We start from the raw sequence: 19,856 nt of genomic DNA, 5'->3' as shown, positions 1-19,856 counted from the left end.
GGCGGGGCGCCTGTCAGGTCCCCGCGACCGGCCGGCCGTTCCAGCGGGCGAGGAACTTGCCGAGCTCCCACAGCGCCAGCAGCGCCACGGCCGGGACGAGCGTCCAGGCGAACTGGGCCAGGTTCAGCTCGGTCGTCCCCAGCAGCCGGCGGAAGGCGTCCGTCTGGGTGACCAGGACCGCGAGGACGAACTCGATCAGCATCGCCCGGTTCATCTGCTTGCTGTCGAAGCTGGCGGTGGTCAGGACGGTGGCCCGTTCGCTGCGGCACTCCAGCGCGGCCACGATCAGGCAGAGCGCGAAGGACGTGAACGCCATCGACTGGCCGACCGCGACACTGCCGTAGCGGGACGTGCCGAGTTCGATCAGGCAGAGCAGCCCGATGGTGATCGTCAGCCCGGACAGGCCGACGGTGAGCATCACGCCCCGGGACAGCACGTGCGCGCCGCGCGGACGCGGCCTGCGGGCCATCAGGCCGGGGCTCTGCCGGTCGAAGCCGAGCGCGAAGCCGAAGGCCGCGTTGACGAAGAAGTGGATCCACAGCACCTGCGCCGGGGTGAACGGCTCCCCCGCGGCGATGTCGAACAGCGTCGCGCCGAGGAACGTCAGCACGAACACCACCAGCAGGACGAGCACGAACCGGATGTACTTGGTGAGGTTGTCGTAGATCTTGCGGCCCTGCTCGACGGCGTAGACGATCGTGGCGAAGTTGTCGTCGGACAGCACCATCCGGCCCGCGTTCTTGGCGACCTCCGTGCCTGAACCCATGGCGATGCCGACGTCGGCGGCCTTGATCGCGGGGGCGTCGTTGACGCCGTCGCCGGTCATGGCCACCACGTCGCCCTTCCTCTTCAGGGTCTCGGCGAGCAGCACCTTGTGCTCGGGTGCCACCCGGCCGACGACACCGATGCCGTCGATCCGCGCTAGCCGTTCACTTTCGGGAAGCGCCGCGAAGTCGGCGCCGAGCACGGCCTCGCCCTCGATGCCGAGCTGCCGGGCGATGGCGGCGCCCGTGACGACGTCGTCGCCGGTGACCATGCGGACCCTGATGTGCGCGGCCTGCGCGTCGGCGACGGCGGCCCTCGACTCGGCGCGCGGCGGGTCGACCATGCCGACCAGGCTGGTCATCTGAAGGTCGGTGACATGGCCGAGGAGATCACCGTCCGGGTCGAAGTCGGCCGGGTCCAGGTCGCGGCGGGCGGCGGCCATCACCCTGAGGCCCTCGCCGCCCATCCGCTCGACGTGCTCCTGCGCCCGTCGCCGCAGGGCCTCGTCCCAGGGGACGGACCTGCCTGCGCGCAGTGCGGTGGCCGCGCGGGCCATCAGGGCGGGCGCCGCGCCCTTCACGAAGCAGCGGACCACGGGACGGCCCGTCTCGTCGGTGGCCCGGTTGAAGGTGGCCATCAGCTTGTAGGCGGGGTCGAAGGGCAGCACGGCCAGCCGTGGCAGCCGCTCTTGGGTGGCGTCGACGTCCAGGCCCGCCTTGTGGCCGAGGATCAGCAGGGCGCCCTCCGTGGGGTCGCCGATCACCTTGCCGTCCACCAGGCGGGCGTCGTTGGCGACCAGGTAGGGCAGGATCGCGTCCGTCATGTCGGGGGCGCCGCCGACCGGGTGCCGGATCCTGCCCTCGAGGCCGTAACCGGTGCCGGAGACGGTGTAGCGGTCGCCGGGGTCGACGACCTCGACGGCGGTCATCTGGTTCATGGTGAGCGTGCCGGTCTTGTCGGAGTTGATCGCCGAGGTGAACCCCAGTGCCTCCACCGACGGCAGGTCCTTGACGATCGCCTGCCGACGGGACAGGTCGATCGCGCCGATGGACAGGATCGTCTGGGACACGGTCGGCAGCGCCTCCGGGATGGCGGCGATCGCCAGGGAGACGGCGCTGACGAACAGCGCGTCCCACGCCGTACCGCGGCCGCGGCCGAGCACGAACATCAGGATCATCGTCACCCCGGCGGTCGCCGTGATCCACAGGGTGAGCCGGTCCATCTCCCTGGTCAGCGGCGAGGCCTCCCGGCGGGTGCTCGACAGCATGCCGGAGATACGGCCGAGTTCGGTGTCCACACCGGTGGCGGTGACCACCACGGTGCCGCTGCCGTGGGTGACGGGGGTGTTCATGAAGGCCATGTTGTGGCGTTCGCCGGGCGGGGGACCGGTTCCGGTGAGCACCCCCGGTTCCTTCGCGGCCGGCACGCTCTCACCGGTCAGTGCCGACTCGTCGATCTGGAGGGCGTTCGCCGTGACGATCCGGCCGTCCGCGGGCACCTCGTCGCCCGCCGCGAGCAGCACCACGTCGCCGGGGACGACCTCCTCGGCGGGCACCTTCGACTCGGTGCCGTCCCTGCGTACCCGCGCGGTCGCCTTCATCATCGACTTCAGCGCGTTCATGGCGCTGTCGGCCTTGCCCTCCTGGCGCATTCCGACGACCGCGTTGACGACGGTCAGGACGAGCAGCAGGACCCCGGTGCTCCACTCCCTGATGACGAGCGAGACGACGGCGGCGCCCAGCAGGACCAGCTGCATGTAGCTGCGGTACTGGGCGAGGTAGCGGCGCCAGCCCGGCAGCGGCTTCTCCTCGGGCAGTGCGTTGGGGCCGTGCGTACGGAGCAGTTCCGCGGCGCGTGCGGTGGTCAGTCCGACGGCCGGATCCACCTCGAACGCCGCGGCCACCTCCGCGGGCGGCCTCGTGTACCACGGCCGGCCGCCGGTCTCCCGGTCCTGCGGAGTGTCTGTCTGCGCGGTCATGAAGGTGCCTCCGTCCCGGGCCCGTCCGTCACTCCCCTTCGTCGTCACCGGTGCTTCTTCTTCTCGGCTTTCAGTTCCCGTTCGGCCTCGGCCAGTTCACGCCGGGCCGCGGCGCCGACGTGCGGGTACCGGGGGTCGATGTCGATGAGCGTGTGCGCCAGAACGGCGGCCGCGCACACCCGGGCGAACCACTTGTGGTCGGCGGGAACGACGTACCAGGGCGCCCACGGCGTGCTGGTTTCGGACAGCATCTGTGAGAAGGCCCGCTGGTAGTCGTCCCATCGGGCCCGTTCGCGTATGTCGGCCGACGAGAACTTCCAGTTCCGCTCGGGAACGTCGATGCGTTTGAGGAAACGGGAACGCTGTTCTTCCTTCGACAGGTTCAGAAACAGTTTGACGATCCTGAAGCCGTTGTCGCTCAGATGACGTTCCCAGTCGTTGATCTCCCGGTAGCGCCGTTCCCACACGTCAGGACCGCGGGCCGCGTCGGGCAGCTTCTGCCGGAGCAGGTTCTCCGGATGGACGCGGACGACGAGCACTTCCTCGTAGTGCGAGCGGTTGAAGATGCCGATCTCTCCGCGCCGGGGCAGTTCGCGGGTGTAGCGCCACAGGAAGTCGTGACCGAGTTCCTCGTCCGAGGGCACCTTGAAGCTGGACACGCGCACGCCCTGCGGGTTCACTCCGCTCATCACGTGACGGATCGTGCCGTCCTTGCCGGCGGCGTCCAGCGCCTGAAGGCACAGCAGCACTCCGTAGGTGTCCTGGGCGGCCAGCCGACGCTGGTAGTCGGCGAGCAGTTCGACGCCGGTGCGCAGCAGTTCGACGCCTTCCTTCTTCTTGCTGATGCCCGCCTTGTAGCCGGGGTCGAAGTCCTTGGCCAGCCGTACCCTGGTCCCGGGCTCGATCCGCAGCGGCTCGATGAACTCGGCTATGCGCTCCGCTCTCCCGTCGCGCTCGACCTTGTCGTCGCCCATCGTCCGTCCCTTCGTCCGCCCGTTCGTCCGCCCGGCCCCGCCGCCGAAGCACCCGGCACGGCGCCGCACCGACCACCCCGGCGGCCGTCGTCCGCTTCCCAGCAGCATCCGGCCGGCTCGCGTGGGGCCGCCTCACCCCGGACGGGTGGTTCCCGCGGCCGAACGCCCGCCCCGGCCGCCGCCCCCCGCGGTGGCAGCCGCCGTAAGGGGTGGTGTCCGGCTCAGGAACCGCCTGTCAGGCGGCGGGCCGACGCCGCCGCCCGGTCGGCCCGGGACAGCAGCCGGGCACGGCTGCGCGGCCACCACAGCAGGTCGGCCAGGCAGAGACCGACGACGAGCCAGGAGGCGGTCAGCTCGCCGACGGCGCCGTTCAGGGTGTCGTACCCGGCGAGGACGACCGCGAGCACGGTGACGGCCACCACGACCCGGCGCCGTGGCCGGTCCTCCTCGGCGGCCCGCCGCAGGCTCGTCGCGTAGGCGACGACACAGGGCGCCAGCCGGGATTCCACGAGGGTCCCGCCCCGCCGTACGGCAGCCACGACGGCCGCCCGGTCCACACCGCTCATGCCGCCGACCGCGGGCCAGAGCCGGGCCGTACGACGCGCCGCCCGGACCCCGTAGAACGGGCCCAGCATCACGAGAACCACGAGCGCGCCGGCCCGTGAACCCGCCTCCAGGAGGACGAAGCCCGCACCGCAGACACCGGCGGCGAGGCCCACGCCCACACCCACGCCGACCGGCCCCCGCCGCCACAACCAGCCCGGAACGAGAAGCACCCGTCCACGGTGGCCGTCACCCGTCGCGGACGCAAACACCGCACCGGCACGTCGGCGGCGGCACCCGCACACGGCGCACCGCGACCCCGCCGGGGTTCAGGGGACCCCGGGAGCCCAGGGGCTCGGGGAGGCTCAGGCGCGCCGGGGCAGCACTCCGGCCTCGACCAGCGAGTCGTACAACCGCTGCTGCTCCGCGTCGAGCCCGGAGTACAGCAGGTCGTACGCCTCCTCCTCGCCCCGCATCACGGCGACGGGGTCCCACTCGGCGCCCAGCGCGTTCATGACGTGGGCCCGCCGGGTCATCTCGTGCCCGGTGAGATCGACGGAGAACTCGACCGGCTCGGCGGGAAAGGAGGAATCTTTGTCGGACATATGACCGAATTTAGGGAGGCTGTCCGGTCCCGACAAGACCTCGTGGGCGACATCACAGCGACCAGGTGTTAGCCCACCTGGTCGGGTGCACCTGTGCCGGTCAGCGATCGACGCCGTCTGCCGTGCTTGCATTCCTGCGAGGGGAGGCCCACCACCGACGTCGCACCCAGCTCTGGAGGAACCGGCTGATGGCCGCGGACAACGAGACAAGCATCTGCCCGTTCGACTTCAGCGAAGCGCTCGACTTCGACCCGGCGCTCGCCGATCTGATGCAGCGCTGCTCCCCCGCGCGCATCCGGCTGCCCTACGGCGCGGCGGACGCCTGGCTGATCACCGGCTTCGACGCCGTCAAGCAGGTGACCACCGACCCTCGGTTCAGCAGGGCGGGCATCATCGGCCACGACTATCCCCGGATGACACCGGAGCCCATCGTCTCCCCGGAATCGGTCAACGTGATGGACCCGCCGCACAGCAGCCGCGTCCGCCACCTGGCCTCGCAGGCGTTCACCCAGCAGCAGGTCGACGGCATGCGGCACCGGATCGTCTGGCTCGCGGACCGGTGCCTGGACGAGATGGAGAAGGAGGGAGCGCCGGCCGACCTGGTCCGGCACCTGTCCAACCCGCTCCCCCAGCACACCGTCCTCGACCTCCTCGGCATCGAGAGGGAGGAGTGGCCCCGCATCCAGGAGTCCGTGCACCGGCTGCTCGTCGTCGGCGCGGGCAGCAAGGAGGCCGCCGCGACGGCCAAGACCGAGCTGACCGACTACTTCGCCGAGCTCGTCGCGCAGCGCCGCACCTCGCCCGGCCCCGACCTCATCAGCGCGATGGCCGCGGCGCGGGAGGGCGAGGAGCAGCTCGACGACAGGGAGCTGGCGGTCATGACCCTGACGCTGGCGCTCAGCGGCCAGGACACGGCCACCTGCCAGATCAGCAACATCGTGTACCTGCTCCTGACCCGTCCCGAACTGATGCGGCACCTCACGCGCAGGCCCGAGACGTTGACGGACGTCGTGCACGAACTGCTGCGCTGCATCCCGTTCCGCAAGGGGGTCGGGATCCCCCGGGTGGCTCTGGAGGACGTGGAGCTGGACGGGGCGCGGATCAGGGCGGGCGACTTCGTGCACGTGTCGTACCTGACGGCCAACCGGGACCCGCAGCGGTATCCGGACGCGCACGAGATCGACCTGGACCGTCCCACCGTCCCGCACATGACGTTCGGCTGGGGCGGGCACCGGTGCATCGCGATGCCGCTGGCGATGGCGGAACTCGAAGTGGCCGTCGGCCGCCTCGTCGAGAGATTCCCCGCCCTGCGCCTCGCGGTGCCGGCGGAGGAGCTGCGCTGGGACACGGAGACGATCAGACGCTTCCCGCTGGAACTCCCGGTGACCTGGTAGCAGGACGGACCCGGCCGGGAGCGGCGCCCCCTGCCGGGTCGGCCGCGCCGACGTCAGTGCGCGTGCCCACTGGCGGTCGGCGCCGGCCCCGCGTTCTTCACCGTGAGCGGCAGCAGCTTCTTGCCGGTGGGGCCGATCTGGATGTGGGTGTCCATCTGCGGGCTGTCGCGCACGGCAACTGCAGAGCCGCGCGTTGTTCAGCCAGTCAGGTCATTCACCAAGGTCCGGATGCGGCGTTCGATCTCGTCCCGGATCGGGCGGACGGCATCCACGCCTTGGCCGGCAGGATCGTCGAGCTGCCAGTCAAGGTATCGCTTCCCCGGGAGAACGGGGCACGTGTCTCCGCACCCCATTGTGATGACGACGTCGGACGCCTGTACGGCTTCCGTCGTCAGGATCTTCGGTGTCTCGGCGGAGATGTCGATGCCGACTTCGTTCATCGCTTCCACCACAGCCGGATTGACCGTGTCGGCGGGGACGGAGCCGGCCGAGCGGACCTCCACCTTCTCCCCGGCGAAGTGGGTGAGGAAGGCGGCAGCCATCTGGGAGCGCCCGGCGTTGTGGACGCAGACGAACAGAACGGACGGGCACGGAGTGGAGTCGCTCATGACAGATGTTCCTTGAAAGGGGTCAGCGAGGGGAAGCGGCAAGTTCGGTGTCACCTTGTGGCATGACGACATCGGTTTCAGCGGGGGCGACGGGCCCGAAGAGCAACGCAACCAAGCCCAGGCCGGCAGCGGCACCCACCAGTTGTGCCGCGATGAAGGGCGCGACCGAGGCCGGGGCGATACCGGCGAAGGTGTCGGTGAACGTACGGCCGATGGTCACCGCCGGGTTCGCGAACGAGGTGGACGAGGTGAACCAGTAAGCGGCCCCGATGAAGGACGCCACAGCCCCCGGAGCGAATCGCCCGCGGCCCGTCCGATTCAGGCCGAAGATCAGCAGAACCAGCCCGGCTGTCGCCACGATTTCCCCCAGCCAAAGGTGTCCCGCGAAGCGGTCCTGCGTGGACCACTTCACCAGGGGTTCGGCGAACATGGCATCGGCCAGGACCGCACCGGCAACGGCTCCCGCGATCTGCGCCGGCACATATGCGAACACGTCCAGCGGACGCAGCCCACTGCCGCTCTTCCGGTCGGCGAACCATGCCGTGAGGGTGACAGCCGGGTTGAAGTGTGCACCTGAGACGGGCCCGAGGAGCGCGATCAACACGCCCAGGCCGAGGACCGTGGAAATCGAGTTGGCGAGCAGTTGGACACCCACGTCACGTGAGAGCTCGGTCGCCTGGATCCCGGAGCCGACGACCACGGCCACCAGCGCAGCTGTACCCACCGCCTCGGCAGCGACGCGACGGCCGAGGGACGCGTTCACACGGATGCCTTTGCCGCCTGCGGCACGGACAGGAACCCTGCCAAGCGATCGAGAGCCGCCGGCAGAATCCAGTAGTAGACCCAGGTACCGCGTCGCTCACAGTCGATGAGCCCCGCCTGCCGGAGCAGCTTCAAATGGTGCGAGATCGTGGGTTGCGACAGCTCGAAGGCAGGAGTCAGCTCACAGACGCAGACCTCCCCGCCCTCGCGCGAAGCGATCATCGACATCAGCCGCAGACGCACCGGGTCGCCCAGGGCTTTGAAGATCTTCGCCAGATCGGCCGCCTGTTCTTCGTCCAGGGGCGCCGTGGCCAACCCCTCGCAGCAGGAGTCATCGCCGTCCTGGCCGAGGATCTTCAGCTCTTGTTTCGACATACCTCTATGTTGACGTCCTTCGATCCAAGGCGCAAGGTTGCATCAACGAACGTCAATGCAAGCCGTTCCGGGGCACCGCCATGCCCCGTCATCCAGGAGTGACTCATGCCTGACCAGCAGTCCACAGACCTGCGTGAGACCGTCCGCCAGCGTTACGCAGCAGCGGCCGCCAAGGTCACCGAGGGCAGCACCGCCTGTTGCGGGCCGGAGCCCGTCGAGATCGACGAGAACTTCGGCTCCGCCCGCTACTCGGCCGACGAGCGCGACACGCTCCCCGCCGAGGCCCTGACCGCCTCCCTCGGCTGCGGCAACCCCACCGCGGTGGCCGAGCTGCACGAAGGGGAACGCGTCCTCGATCTCGGTTCCGGAGGCGGCATCGACGTCCTGCTCTCCGCCCGACGCGTCGGCCCGACGGGCAAGGCGTACGGACTCGACATGACCGAGGAAATGCTCTCCCTGGCACTGGCCAACGCCGCGAAGGCGGGCGCCACGAACGTCGAGTTCCTCAAGGGCACCATCGAGGCCATCCCGCTGCCCGCGAACACCATCGACGTCGTGATCTCCAACTGCGTGATCAACCTGTCCACAGACAAGGCGGCGGTGTTCACGGAGACGCTCCGCGTCCTGAAGCCCGGCGGCCGTCTCGGCGTGTCCGACGTCGTCGCAGACGACTCTCTGACACCCGAGCAGCGAGCCGAGCGCGGCGACTACGTCGGCTGCATCGCCGGCACCCTTTCCTTCAGCGAGTACCGCGAAGGCCTCGCAGCGGCAGGCTTCACCGACGTCGAGATCACTCCGACCCACGGCGTGGCCGACGGGATGCACTCGGCGATCGTGCGCGCCACCAAGCCCACCGCAGTGGCCGTAGCCGAAGGGACCGAAGCGACCACGTCCGCAGACGCCTGCTGCGACGTGAACGACTGCTGCACCCCGGCCGAGAGCTCCACCGACCCGGCCGTCACGGTCACGGACGCCAAGACCGCATCAGTCTGCGGTTGCCAGGACTGAGGCACCACGAGGAGGCCCCAGCAAGCCGTCAGTCACCCTCAAGAGTGGTGCCAGGGTCAGACCCGCTCCACTTCCGAGTGAATGACACAGGAGCCCGCCACGCGCGGCAGGGACAGAGGCGTCCGGGACACCTCCCGCGAGGGAGACTGCCGCTGTCTGGTCGGTACGCGTACCGCTTCCAGCGCAGCGACAACCTCGTCCTCCGTCGCCCCCGCCAGCACATCCGCGATGCGCTTCAGTGGCTCGCTCACCTCAGTGGGCGTGTCCACTCGGCGCGGGCGCAGCGTTCTTGACCGTCAGAGGAAGCAACTTCTTGCCGGTCGGGCCGATTTGTATGGCCGTGTCCATCTGCGGGCACACCCCGCAGTCGAAGCAAGGGGTCCAGCGGCAGTCCTCGACCTCGGTCTCGTCGAGGGCGTCCTGCCAGTCCTCCCAGAGCCAGTCCTTGTCTAGGCCCGAGTCGAGGTGGTCCCAGGGGAGGACTTCCTCGTAGGTGCGTTCGCGGGTGGTGTACCAGTCGACGTCCACGCCGTAGGGGGCGAGGGCCTTGTCGGCGCAGGCCATCCAGCGGTCGTAGGAGAAGTGCTCGCGCCAGCCGTCGAAGCGGCCGCCGTCCTCGTAGACGGCGCGGATGACGGCGCCGATGCGGCGGTCGCCGCGGGACAGCAGGCCCTCGACGATGCCGGGCTTGCCGTCGTGGTAGCGGAAGCCGATGGAGCGGCCGTACTTCTTGTCGCCGCGGATCTTGTCGCGGAGCTTCTCCAGGCGGGCGTCCGTCTCCTCGGCGGAGAGCTGCGGGGCCCACTGGAAGGGAGTGTGCGGCTTGGGGACGAACCCGCCGATGGAGACCGTGCAGCGGATGTCGTTGGAGCGGGAGACCTCGCGGCCCTTGGCGATGACCTTCGTCGCCATGTCGGCGATCTGGAGGACGTCGTCGTCGGTCTCGGTGGGCAGACCGCACATGAAGTAGAGCTTCACCTGGCGCCAGCCGTTGCCGTAGGCCGTGGCGACGGTGCGGATGAGGTCGTCCTCCGAGACCATCTTGTTGATGACCTTGCGCATGCGCTCGGAGCCGCCCTCGGGGGCGAAGGTCAGGCCGGAGCGGCGGCCGTTGCGGGTCAGTTCGTTCGCGAGGTCGACGTTGAAGGCGTCGACGCGGGTGGAGGGCAGGGAGAGGCCGATCTTGTCTTCCTCGTAGCGGTCGGCGAGGCCCTTGGCGATGTCGCCGATCTCCGAGTGGTCGGCGGAGGAGAGGGAGAGCAGGCCGACCTCTTCGAAGCCGGTGGCCTTGAGGCCCTTCTCCACCATCTCGCCGATGCCGGTGATGGAGCGCTCGCGGACCGGGCGGGTGATCATGCCGGCCTGGCAGAAGCGGCAGCCGCGGGTGCAGCCGCGGAAGATCTCGACGGACATGCGCTCGTGGACGGTCTCGGCGAGCGGGACCAGGGGCTGCTTGGGGTACGGCCACTCGTCCAGGTCCATGACGGTGTGCTTGGAGACGCGCCACGGGACGCCGGAGCGGTTGGGGACGACGCGGGCGATCCGGCCGTCGGGGAGGTACTCGACGTCGTAGAAGGCCGGGATGTAGACGGAGCCGGTCTTGGCGAGGCGGAGGAGGACCTCCTCGCGTCCGCCGGGGCGGCCCTGCACCTTCCACTCGCGGATGATCCTCGTCATGTCGAGGACGGCCTGCTCGCCGTCGCCGATGATCGCCGCGTCGATGAAGTCCGCGATGGGCTCCGGGTTGAAGGCCGCGTGGCCGCCCGCGAGGACGATCGGGTCGTCGAGGGTGCGGTCCTTGGACTCCAGGGGGATGCCCGCGAGGTCGAGGGCCGTGAGCATGTTCGTGTAGCCGAGCTCCGTGGAGAAGGACAGGCCGAACACGTCGAAGGCCTTCACGGGGCGGTGGCTGTCCACGGTGAACTGCGGGACGCCGTGCTCCCGCATCAGCGCCTCCAGGTCGGGCCACACGCTGTAGGTGCGCTCGGCGAGGACGCCGTCCTGTTCGTTGAGGACCTCGTAGAGGATCATGACGCCCTGGTTGGGCAGGCCGACCTCGTAGGCGTCCGGGTACATGAGCGCCCAGTGGACGTCGCAGGACTCCCAGGGCTTGACCGTGGAGTTGAGCTCTCCGCCGACATACTGGATCGGCTTCTGCACATGCGGGAGCAGGGCTTCCAGCTGCGGGAACACAGACTCGGCGACCTGGGCGGCGGCTTCGGCAGGCATGTCGCGGACCTTTGTGAGCTGACTGGGGGCACCCCCGGCCGAAGGCTGGGGGGAGGGTGACCATCTAGCCTAACGTGCCCGGCGGAGTCCCCCGTACGTCCGCTCAGCCGTGCGCCGCCTTCCTGGTCTTCTTCCAGGCGTGCGGGAGCCCGGCCTCGACGGCCGCCGCCCGCTGTTCCTCGCGGCCGTACAGCAGTCCGTAGGTGAAGGCGCTCTCGCCGGCGGCGTGCGCGACTGCGGACAGTTCCCGGAGGGTTTCGCGGGCCATCACACTGTCCTGGTGTTCGCCGAGCCGGGACTGGAGCGACTTCATGGTTTTGACCATGGACTTGGCCCGGCCGCCGAGGGCGGGGCGGGCCGCTTCGGCGGCGTAGCGGGTGCGCTTGGACTTCTTGCGGGCCTCGTGCAGCCCGAGGTCGCGGTCGTGGCCGGGGGGCTCGGCCATGGCCGTCTCGATCAGGCCGGTGAGCTTGTCGAAGTCCTTGCGTACGGCCTTGGCGAGCACCTTCTGCGGGTCCTTGGCGGCCGCTTTCAGCAGGGGCGGGTCGGCGGTCAGGGCGTCGAGGGTGTCGAGGAGGTCGAGGTAGCGGCGGGAGTCCAGGACGCCGAGCAGGCGGTGCCGGGAGCCGCGCTCACCGGCGTCGGCCCATGCTCGCAGCCGGTCGTGGACGGGGCCCGAGACGAGGGCCGGGGGTACGTCGGCGAGGGCGCCGGTGAGGCGTTCGGCGAGGACTTCCAGGTCGCGGCCGAGGCCGAGTTCGCCGGCCAGCCATTTCAGTTCGGCGGCGACCGGATCGGTGATCTTCCGGTCGAGGACCTTGCCGAAGGTGCGGAACGTGCTGCGCAGCCTGCGGGTGGCGACCCGCATGTCGTGCACGCCCTCCTCGGTGTCGAGGCGGACGGCGGGGTCGAGGGCGACGATGGCGTCGCGCTGGGCGCGGACGTAGGCGAGGACGTGGTCCCCGGCGGTGGTGGGTTTGCCGGGGGCCGGGGCGGGGTGCGGTTGGCCGCCCTTGGTCTCGGCGAGGGCGCGGGCCAGCTTGGACGGCGAGTCGGAGGGCCGTACGCCGGCCTTGCGCAGGCGTTTCTCCACCTTGTCGAGGAAGGCGGGGTCGCCGCCGTCGGCGAGTTCGACCTCGATCTCGGTCCACTGGGCGGTGCCCTCGCCGCCGAAGAGGCGTTCGGCGTGGACGCGGTCCACGCTCACCTCGGCGAGCAGCCGGCCCCGGGCGTCGACGAGGTTGCGCACGTCGCGTGTGGTGCGCAGCCGGACGACGGGGACGAGCTGGCCTTCGCGGACCCGGGAGCGGGTGAGGGCGGCGAGTTCGTCGGGGACGGTGTCGGCGAGCGGGGCGTGGATCTCGTCGCGGACGCCGGGGGCGACCGGGAGTTTGAGGTGCCAGCCGGCGTCGCTGCCGCCCTTGCGGCGGCGCAGGGTGATCCTGGCCGCGGCCAGTCGCAGGTCCGAGGTGTCGTGGTAGGTCGCGTCGAGTTCCGTGGTGCCTTTGTCGAGGACGTGCGCGACGCCGGCGACTCCGGTCAGGTCGGGCAGGCCGCTGTCGTCGGACTCGTACTTGCGCTCGATTTCACGCTTCGTATCCGCCATGAGCTGAATCTAGTGGTTTGGCCGCCTCGGGGGCAGACGTCGATGGAGGTGGATCGCGGGTGGACGGGACATTGCCGGGGGGTGAAGACGCCGTAGCCGGTGTCTTCACCACGCCGGGTTCCCCGGTCGGCCGCGGCCATGCCGACCTCGGTCGGGCCCGTATCGGCCGTGCCGGCATCGGTCGGGCCCGTATCGGCCGTGCCGGCATCGGTCGGGCCCGCATCGGCCTACGCCGACATCGGCCGCTGCGCCCTGATCGACTGGAGCAGCCCCACCGCCACCCAGACCGCGAACATCGAGGAGCCGCCGTAGGACACGAACGGCAGGGGAAGTCCGGTGACCGGCATGATCCCCAGGGTCATCCCGATGTTCTCGAACGCCTGGAACGCGAACCACGCGACGATGCCGGCGGCGACGATCGTGCCGTACAGCTCGGGCGCCTCGCGGGCGATGCGGCAGGCGCGCCACAGGATGACGCCGATGAGCAGGATGATCAGGCCCGCGCCGACGAAGCCGAGCTCCTCCCCCGCGACCGTGAACACGAAGTCGGTCTGCTGCTCGGGGACGAACTGGCCGGTGGTCTGCGAGCCGTGGAACAGGCCCGCGCCGGTCAGGCCGCCGGAGCCGATGGCGATCCGGGCCTGGTTGGTGTTGTAGCCGACGCCGGCCGGGTCGAGGCTCGGGTTGGCGAAGGCGGCGAAGCGGGCGATCTGGTACTGGTCCAGGACGTGCAGCTGCCAGATCGTGATGCAGCCGATCACGCCGGCGGTGAGCAGGCCGAAGACCCAGCGGTTGGAGGCGCCGGAGGCGAGCAGCACGCCGAGGATGATCGTCACCATGACCAGGACCGTGCCGAGGTCGGGCATGAGGAGCACGATCATGATCGGCACCGCGGCCAGGCCGAGGGACTGCAGGACGGTGCGGTGGTCGGGGTACTTCTTGTCCCCGGCGTCGACCCGGGCCGCCAGTATCATCGCCATGCCCAGGATGATCGTGATCTTCACGAACTCGGCGGGCTGCAGTGAGAAGCCGCCGCCGAAGACGATCCAGTTGCGGCTGCCGTTGATGGTGGCGCCGAGCGGGGTGAGCACCGCGAGGATGCCGAGCAGCGACAGTCCGTAGAGGATCGGTACGGCGTTGCGCAGCTGGCGGTGGCCGACCCAGATGGTGCCGATCATCAGGGCGAGCCCGATGCCGGTGTTCATCAGGTGGCGGACCAGGAAGTAGTACTGGTCGCCCTGGTTGATCTCGGTGCGGTTGCGGGTCGCGGAGTAGACCAGCAGGGAGCCGAGCAGGGACAGGGCGACGGCCGCCAGCAGCATCGGCCAGTCCAGCCGGCGGGCCAGCGAGTCGCGGGCGAAGACCCGGGTCCAGCCGGGGCGTGCCGGGCCGTACCCGGAGACGGAGAAGCTGTTGACGCCGGTCATGTGAGCATCCTCCGGCTTCCGCGCCTGCGGGGTTTCCTGCGGGTGGTGCGGTTGCCCGCCGACGGCGAGGCGGTGGTGGCGGCCGGGGTCTGGCCGCCGTTCTGCTGGCCGCCCTGCTGCGAGGCCTGGAAGTCCTTCGCCGGGTCCCTGGAGACCTTCGGGGAGGCGATGGTGCCGTCGGTGCGGACCTTCGGCAGACCCTGCTGCGGGGTGGGCAGCAGCGCCTTGTTCTTGTCGATGGAGCCGTCGGCCGACACGCCGTAGAGCGCGCTGTAGATGTTGCGGACCGCCTCACCGGAGGCACCGGAACCGGTACCGGCCTGGGCGATGGTCATGATGACCGTGTAGTCCTTGCTGTAGGTGGCCAGCCACGAGGTGGTCTGCTTGCCGTAGACCTCGGCGGTGCCGGTCTTGCCGTGCAGGGCGATCTTGTCCTGGGGCCAGCCGTTGAACTTCCAGGCGGCGGTACCGCGGGTGATGACGCCGGCGAAGGCGTCGTCCATGCCCTTGAGGGTGGCCTGGCTGACGGGCAGCTTGCGGACGGCCTTGGGCTTGATCTCCTGGACGGACTTGCCGTCGGCGCTGATGACGGCCTTGCCGATGGTCGGCTGGTACTCGGTGCCGCCGTTGGCGACGGCGCCGTAGATCATGGCCTCCTGGATCGGCGTGACGAGGGTGTCGCCCTGGCCGATGGAGTAGTTGATCTCGTCGCCCTCGCGCATCTTGTTGCCTTCGAGGCAGTTCTCGTACTCGATCCGCTCGACGTAGGAGCCGTCCTTCTTGCCGGACTTGCACCAGGCGTCCTTGTTGGCCTTCCAGTAGTCGAGCTTCCACTGGCGGTCGGGGACCCGGCCGGTGACCTCGTTGGGCAGGTCGACGCCGGTCTCCTTGCCGAGGCCGAACTCGTGGGCGGTCTTGAAGAACCAGTCCTTGGGCTCGCCCTTCTTCGGGTTGATACCGCCGTCCCGCTTCCACTCGCGGTCGGCGAGGCCGTAGAAGACGGTGTCGCAGGAGACCTCCAGGGCGCGGCCCAGGGAGATGTCGCCGAAGTTCTCGCCCTCGAAGTTCTTGAAGACCTGGCCGCCCACCGAGTAGGAGCTGGTGCAGGGGTAGCCGCCGTCCCAGGCGTACCCGGCCTGGACGGCGGCGGCGGTGGAGACCACCTTGAACGTCGAACCGGGCGCGGCCTGACCCTGTATGGCCCGGTTGAGCAGCGGGTAGTCGGAGTCCTTGCCGGTGAGGGCCTTGTAGTCCTTGGCGGAGATGCCGCCGACCCAGACGTTCGGGTCGTAGTCGGGGGCGGAGGCCATGGCGACGATGCGGCCGGTCTTGGCCTCCATCACGACGACGGCGCCGGAGTCCGCCTTGTAGTTCTCGTGGGTGATGTCGTCGTACTGCTGACGGGCCGTCTTCATGGCCTTGTCCAGCTCGTACTCGGCGACGCGCTGGACGCGGGAGTCGATGCTGGTGACCAGGTTGGCGCCGGGTTCGGCGGCGTCGGACTTGGCCTTGCCGATGACGCGGCCGAGGTTGTCGACCTCGTAGCGGGTGACGCCGGCCTTGCCGCGCAGTTCCTTGTCGTACTCGCGCTCCAGGCCCGAGCGGCCGACCATGTCCGAGCGCAGGTACGGGGAGGAGGTGTCCTTGGCCTGCTGGATCTCGGCGTCGGTGACCGGGGAGAGGTAGCCGAGGACCTGGGCGGTGTGGGCCTTGCCGGGGGCCGGGTAGCGGCGTACGGCCTCGGGCTCGGCGGTGATGCCCGGGAAGTCCTCGGAGCGTTCGCGGATCTGCAGGGCCTGCTTGGCGGTGGCCTCGTCGGTGATGGGGATCGGCTGGTACGGGGAGCCGTTCCAGCAGGGCTGGGGGGTCTTGGCGTCGCAGAGGCGGACCTTCTGCAGGACCTCCTCGGGTTTCATGCCGAGGACGCCCGCGAGCTTGGTGAGGACCGCCCTGCCGTCGTCCTTCTGCTTGAGCAGGTCGGTGCGGGAGGCGGAGACGACGAGGCGGGTCTCGTTGTCGGCCAGGGGCACTCCGCGCGCGTCCAGGATCGAGCCGCGCACCGCGGGGTCGACGACCTGCTGGACGTGGTTGCCGGAGGCCTCCTTCTGGTAGGCGGCGCCCTCACGGATCTGCAGGTACCACAGGCGGCCGCCGAGGGTGCCGAGCAGGGACAGGACGAGGATCTGGATGACGACGAGACGGATCTGGACCCGTGGGGTCCGACCGGTCTCGGGAATGTTGGTCACTTGGGCTGCCTCCCCCTCTCAGCGGTGTGTGTGCGTGTCATATACGACGGAGCTGTGAACGGCTCCGTCGCCCAACTCCGCCGGGCTCACAGGCGCTTGACCCCCTTGATGCGGCCGACCCGGACGTTGCGGGTGCGGGCCCTGGCCTTCAGGGAGCCGAGAGCGCCGCGCCGGCCGCCGACGCGCAGTCCGGTGCCGGAGGAGATCCAGCCCGAGGAGACGTTCCCGGCCTTGGTGGCGGAGTTGGCCTCCGTGAGGGGGTCGTTGTCGGCGCGGCGGGCCAGCGCCATGACGCCGGGGACCACGAACGGGGCGAGCAGCAGGTCGTACAGGGCGGCGGTGACGAGCAGGCTGGTCATGCCGACGTGCCGGGCGGCGGTGTCGCCGACGAGGGCGCCGACGCCCGCGTACAGCAGGGTGGAGCCGACGGCGGCGGCGACCACGACGAGCATCGGGCCGGTCGCGGACTTCAGCCGGCCGTTCTCCGGTTTGATCAGGCCCGCGAAGTAGCCGACGACGCACAGCACCAGGGCGTAGCGGCCGGCCGCGTGGTCGGCGGGCGGGGCGACGTCGGCGAGGAGGCCGGCGCCGAAGCCGACGAGGGCGCCGCCCACATGGCCGTAGACCATGGCGAGGCCGAGGACGGTGAGCAGCATCAGGTCGGGGACGGCGCCGGGCAGGTGCAGGCGGGCGAGGACGCTCACCTGGATCACCAGGGCGACGACGATGAAGGCCGAGGAGAGCAGGATCCGGTTGACACGCATGGGGATTCAGCTCCTACTGCTGCTGGCCGGTGGTGTCGGACGTGTTGGCGCTCGCGTCCGCGGACGGGGTGACCGTGACGGTCACCGTGGGGGTCGGGGTCGGCCTGGGCTTGGCCGGGAGCACCTCGTCGCGCGGGTCCTTCTTCGGTGCCTCGACGACCACGCCGACGACGTCGAGCTTGGTGAAGGACACGAACGGCGTGACGTACAGGGTGCGGGTGAGGCCGCCGTTGGAGGGGTCGACGCCGGTGACGGTGCCGACCGGGACGCCGGGCACGAAGGGCTTGTCGGCCTGGGAGCCGAAGGTGACGAGCCGGTCGCCCTTCTTCACCTCGGCCTTGCCGTTGAGGAGTTCGACGCGCAGCGGGCGGTCGCCCTGTCCGGAGGCGAAGCCGAGTTCGTCGCTGCCCTCCATGCGGGTGCCGACGGTGAAGTCCGGGTCGTTGGCGAGCAGCACGGTGGAGGCGTCGGGGCCGACGGTGGTGACACGGCCGACGAGGCCGTCGCCGTTGAGGACGGTCATGTCCCGTTTGATGCCGTCGTTGTAGCCGACGTCGATGGTGATGGTCCAGGAGAAGCCCTGGGCCGACCCTATGGCGATGACCTGGGCGCCCTTGATGCCGTACTGGCCCTCGGCGGCGATGTTGAGCATCTTGTCGAGCTGGCGCAGGCGGCTGCGGTTGCGGTCGTCGCTGCCGAGCTTGGCCTTGAGGGCGGCGTTCTGGTTCTCCAGGCGGGCGAGGCGGTCGTGGCGTTCGCCGGAGTCGCGGATGGCGGAGACGGCGTTGCCCACCGGGTCCACCACCGTCGACATGCCGTTCTCGATCGGGCCGAAGACCGCGGCCGCGGCCTGCCGGGCGCCGTCGACCGGGGAGTTCCGGCCCCCTCGGATGTCGACCGTGATCAGCGCGAACGCGATGGCGATCAGCAGCACCAGGAGCAGCCGGCTCTCTTTCGTGTCCCTCACGTGCGGCGGCCGTGCCTTCCTCAATAGGAACTTGGGGAGCTTGTTGTACGGGAGTTGGGTGAACAGCGCTCGTTTTGTGTGAGCTTATGCCTCTATATCAACGATCCGCCGCACGAGAGGAGATCATCTCGTACGGCGGAATCGAAGAGTTACCTCATCTGCGCGGCTGGGCGTCCAGGACCTGCTGGAGCGCCTCGAATTCCTCGACGCACTTGCCGGAGCCGAGCGCCACGCTGTCCAGCGGGTCCTCGGCGATGTGGATCGGCATGCCGGTCTCCCGGCGCAGCCGCTCGTCCAGACCGCGCAGCAGGGCTCCGCCGCCGGTCAGAACGATTCCCCTGTCCATGATGTCGCCGGACAGCTCCGGCGGGCACTTGTCGAGGGTGGTCTTGACGGCGTCGACGATCGCGTTGACCGGTTCCTCGATCGCCTTGCGGACCTCGGCGGCGGAGATGACGACGGTCTTCGGCAGGCCGGACACCAGGTCGCGGCCGCGGATCTCGGTGTGTTCGTCGGAGTCGAGTTCGTACGCGGAACCGATCGTGATCTTGATTTGTTCGGCCGTCCGCTCACCCAGGAGGAGGCTGTACTCCTTCTTGATGTGCTGGATGATCGCGTTGTCGAGTTCGTCGCCTGCGACGCGGATGGACTGGGCGGTGACGATGCCGCCGAGCGAGATGACCGCGACCTCCGTGGTGCCGCCGCCGATGTCCACCACCATGTTGCCGGTGGCCTCGTGGACCGGCAGGCCGGAGCCGATGGCGGCGGCCATGGGCTCCTCGATGATGTGCACCTGGCGGGCGCCGGCCTGCGACGACGCCTCGATGACGGCACGGCGCTCGACACCGGTGATGCCGGAGGGCACGCACACGACCACGCGCGGGCGCGCGAGATAGCGCCGCTTGTGGATCTTCAGGATGAAGTAGCGGAGCATCCGCTCGGTGATCTCGAAGTCGGCGATCACGCCGTCCTTCAGCGGCCGGACGGCGACGATGTTGCCGGGCGTGCGCCCGATCATCTTCTTCGCCTCCGCGCCGACCGCGAGAATTCCACCGGTGTTCGTGTTGATCGCGACGACGGACGGCTCGTTGAGTACGATCCCGCGACCCCTGACGTACACCAGCGTGTTGGCGGTCCCGAGGTCGACAGCCATGTCACGGCCGATGAACGACATTGAGTTCCCCATCAGGATTCGTCTGGCCTTCCTGGGAGCTTTTGAGGGCATTTCAGGTCGGCGAAGTGGGTGCTGTGACGTGAAGGCTTCCATCGTAGACGCGCCTGCACGAACACTGCGCGAGGGTCTTCGCCATTGTCAGCATGTACGGGGCCGCCCCGCTTGTGGAGACGGCCCAACGGGGCCATGCGTTCCCCCGATCGGCACGCATATGCGGAGGGACGGCCGAAATCGTTCGGCCGCCCCAGGTCATGCGGATCGACGGACTGACACCACATCAGAAAGATCCACGAAAAATCCGTACGGGCGCGCCGGACCTCGTGACTAGGGCCCTTCTTATGGATCTCCGTGGGAGAAGGAGCGGCGTTCGGTGCGTGCGATCGGCGTGCGGGGTGGCGGGTCATGTGGCGGAGCCACCTGGCCCGCCACCC

The 19,856-nt window shown here is 69.6% G+C and carries 16 protein-coding genes; 2 read left to right on the top strand and 14 right to left on the bottom strand.

Annotated features, from left to right (window positions below):
* Positions 1 to 13: 13 nt before the first annotated feature.
* The 4 genes from AB0958_RS04940 to AB0958_RS04925 all read right to left on the bottom strand — a co-directional run bounded on the left by AB0958_RS04940 (position 14) and on the right by AB0958_RS04925 (position 4,865).
* Positions 14 to 2,743, bottom strand: a complete 2,730-nt coding sequence (locus AB0958_RS04940) for an HAD-IC family P-type ATPase (RefSeq protein ID WP_366888890.1) — start codon at positions 2,741 to 2,743, stop codon at positions 14 to 16.
* Positions 2,744 to 2,787: 44 nt separating this feature from the next.
* Positions 2,788 to 3,717, bottom strand: a complete 930-nt coding sequence (locus AB0958_RS04935) for a polyphosphate kinase 2 family protein (RefSeq protein WP_366888889.1) — start codon at positions 3,715 to 3,717, stop codon at positions 2,788 to 2,790.
* Positions 3,718 to 3,938: 221 nt separating this feature from the next.
* Entirely contained in the window at positions 3,939 to 4,493 is a 555-nt protein-coding gene (locus AB0958_RS04930) for a hypothetical protein (RefSeq protein ID WP_366888888.1), read from the bottom strand.
* A gap of 132 nt (positions 4,494 to 4,625) precedes the next feature.
* Positions 4,626 to 4,865 carry a DUF6400 family protein gene (locus tag AB0958_RS04925; RefSeq protein ID WP_366888887.1) on the bottom strand — a complete coding sequence of 80 codons (240 nt, stop codon included), beginning with the start codon at positions 4,863 to 4,865 and terminating at the stop codon, positions 4,626 to 4,628.
* A gap of 188 nt (positions 4,866 to 5,053) precedes the next feature.
* On the opposite strand from AB0958_RS04925, the gene AB0958_RS04920 reads away from it, so the two are divergent.
* A complete protein-coding gene (locus AB0958_RS04920) occupies positions 5,054 to 6,259 on the top strand; it encodes a cytochrome P450 (RefSeq protein ID WP_366888886.1) in 1,206 nt (401 codons plus the stop codon).
* Positions 6,260 to 6,456: 197 nt separating this feature from the next.
* Here the strand turns inward: AB0958_RS04920 and AB0958_RS04915 are convergent, their stop codons facing one another.
* Genes AB0958_RS04915 through AB0958_RS04905 form a run of 3 tightly spaced genes read right to left on the bottom strand, consistent with a single transcriptional unit; the run spans position 6,457 to position 8,004 of the window.
* Entirely contained in the window at positions 6,457 to 6,867 is a 411-nt protein-coding gene (locus AB0958_RS04915) for an arsenate reductase ArsC (RefSeq protein WP_366888885.1), read from the bottom strand.
* Positions 6,868 to 6,889: 22 nt separating this feature from the next.
* Entirely contained in the window at positions 6,890 to 7,630 is a 741-nt protein-coding gene (locus tag AB0958_RS04910; protein ID WP_366888884.1) for an aquaporin, read from the bottom strand.
* Complete coding sequence (locus tag AB0958_RS04905; protein WP_366888883.1) at positions 7,627 to 8,004, bottom strand: metalloregulator ArsR/SmtB family transcription factor; 378 nt, start codon at positions 8,002 to 8,004, stop codon at positions 7,627 to 7,629. The genes AB0958_RS04910 and AB0958_RS04905 overlap by 4 nt, the downstream gene beginning before the upstream one ends.
* 105 nt (positions 8,005 to 8,109) lie before the next feature.
* Between AB0958_RS04905 and arsM the strand changes: the two genes are divergently transcribed.
* Positions 8,110 to 9,012 (top strand): arsenite methyltransferase, encoded by a 903-nt coding sequence (arsM, locus tag AB0958_RS04900; RefSeq protein WP_366888882.1) that lies wholly within the window; start codon positions 8,110 to 8,112, stop codon positions 9,010 to 9,012.
* Positions 9,013 to 9,264: 252 nt separating this feature from the next.
* On the opposite strand, the gene AB0958_RS04895 is transcribed toward arsM, so the two are convergent.
* From AB0958_RS04895 to AB0958_RS04865, 7 genes are all read right to left on the bottom strand, one after another.
* The gene (locus tag AB0958_RS04895; RefSeq protein WP_366888881.1) at positions 9,265 to 11,241 is read right to left on the bottom strand and encodes a TIGR03960 family B12-binding radical SAM protein; all 1,977 of its coding nucleotides are present in this window, start codon (positions 11,239 to 11,241) and stop codon (positions 9,265 to 9,267) included.
* Between the two features lie 103 nt (positions 11,242 to 11,344).
* Positions 11,345 to 12,847 (bottom strand): CYTH and CHAD domain-containing protein, encoded by a 1,503-nt coding sequence (locus AB0958_RS04890; RefSeq protein ID WP_366888880.1) that lies wholly within the window; start codon positions 12,845 to 12,847, stop codon positions 11,345 to 11,347.
* Positions 12,848 to 13,074: 227 nt separating this feature from the next.
* The gene (gene rodA, locus AB0958_RS04885; RefSeq protein WP_366888879.1) at positions 13,075 to 14,274 is read right to left on the bottom strand and encodes a rod shape-determining protein RodA; all 1,200 of its coding nucleotides are present in this window, start codon (positions 14,272 to 14,274) and stop codon (positions 13,075 to 13,077) included.
* Positions 14,271 to 16,520, bottom strand: a complete 2,250-nt coding sequence (gene mrdA, locus AB0958_RS04880; protein WP_366888878.1) for a penicillin-binding protein 2 — start codon at positions 16,518 to 16,520, stop codon at positions 14,271 to 14,273. Before mrdA ends, rodA begins: the two co-directional genes overlap by 4 nt.
* Positions 16,521 to 16,606: 86 nt before the next feature.
* A complete protein-coding gene (gene mreD / locus AB0958_RS04875; RefSeq protein ID WP_366888877.1) occupies positions 16,607 to 17,284 on the bottom strand; it encodes a rod shape-determining protein MreD in 678 nt (225 codons plus the stop codon).
* A 13-nt stretch (positions 17,285 to 17,297) separates the two neighbouring features.
* Positions 17,298 to 18,251, bottom strand: coding sequence for a rod shape-determining protein MreC (gene mreC, locus AB0958_RS04870; RefSeq protein ID WP_366888876.1), 954 nt, complete (start codon positions 18,249 to 18,251; stop codon positions 17,298 to 17,300).
* A 154-nt stretch (positions 18,252 to 18,405) separates the two neighbouring features.
* The gene (locus tag AB0958_RS04865; RefSeq protein WP_046734341.1) at positions 18,406 to 19,425 is read right to left on the bottom strand and encodes a rod shape-determining protein; all 1,020 of its coding nucleotides are present in this window, start codon (positions 19,423 to 19,425) and stop codon (positions 18,406 to 18,408) included.
* Positions 19,426 to 19,856: the final 431 nt, after the last annotated feature.

The sequence above is a fragment of the Streptomyces sp. NPDC006655 genome, assembly GCF_040703965.1.
In the GTDB taxonomy this organism is placed as follows: domain Bacteria; phylum Actinomycetota; class Actinomycetes; order Streptomycetales; family Streptomycetaceae; genus Streptomyces.
Note: the sequence above shows the minus strand (reverse complement) of the source record. Positions and strands in the feature narration are given on the sequence as shown.

Bases quoted from the DNA above. Each gene is read 5' to 3' on its own strand.
- AB0958_RS04940 (WP_366888890.1), bottom strand. From the start codon at position 2,743: ATGACCGCGCAGACAGACACTCCGCAGGACCGGGAGACCGGCGGCCGG.
- AB0958_RS04935 (WP_366888889.1), bottom strand. From the start codon at position 3,717: ATGGGCGACGACAAGGTCGAGCGCGACGGGAGAGCGGAGCGCATAGCC.
- AB0958_RS04925 (WP_366888887.1), bottom strand. From the start codon at position 4,865: ATGTCCGACAAAGATTCCTCCTTTCCCGCCGAGCCGGTCGAGTTCTCC.
- AB0958_RS04920 (WP_366888886.1), top strand. From the start codon at position 5,054: ATGGCCGCGGACAACGAGACAAGCATCTGCCCGTTCGACTTCAGCGAA.
- AB0958_RS04915 (WP_366888885.1), bottom strand. From the start codon at position 6,867: ATGAGCGACTCCACTCCGTGCCCGTCCGTTCTGTTCGTCTGCGTCCAC.
- AB0958_RS04905 (WP_366888883.1), bottom strand. From the start codon at position 8,004: ATGTCGAAACAAGAGCTGAAGATCCTCGGCCAGGACGGCGATGACTCC.
- arsM (WP_366888882.1), top strand. From the start codon at position 8,110: ATGCCTGACCAGCAGTCCACAGACCTGCGTGAGACCGTCCGCCAGCGT.
- AB0958_RS04895 (WP_366888881.1), bottom strand. From the start codon at position 11,241: ATGCCTGCCGAAGCCGCCGCCCAGGTCGCCGAGTCTGTGTTCCCGCAG.
- AB0958_RS04890 (WP_366888880.1), bottom strand. From the start codon at position 12,847: ATGGCGGATACGAAGCGTGAAATCGAGCGCAAGTACGAGTCCGACGAC.
- rodA (WP_366888879.1), bottom strand. From the start codon at position 14,274: ATGACCGGCGTCAACAGCTTCTCCGTCTCCGGGTACGGCCCGGCACGC.
- mreD (WP_366888877.1), bottom strand. From the start codon at position 17,284: ATGCGTGTCAACCGGATCCTGCTCTCCTCGGCCTTCATCGTCGTCGCC.
- AB0958_RS04865 (WP_046734341.1), bottom strand. From the start codon at position 19,425: ATGTCGTTCATCGGCCGTGACATGGCTGTCGACCTCGGGACCGCCAAC.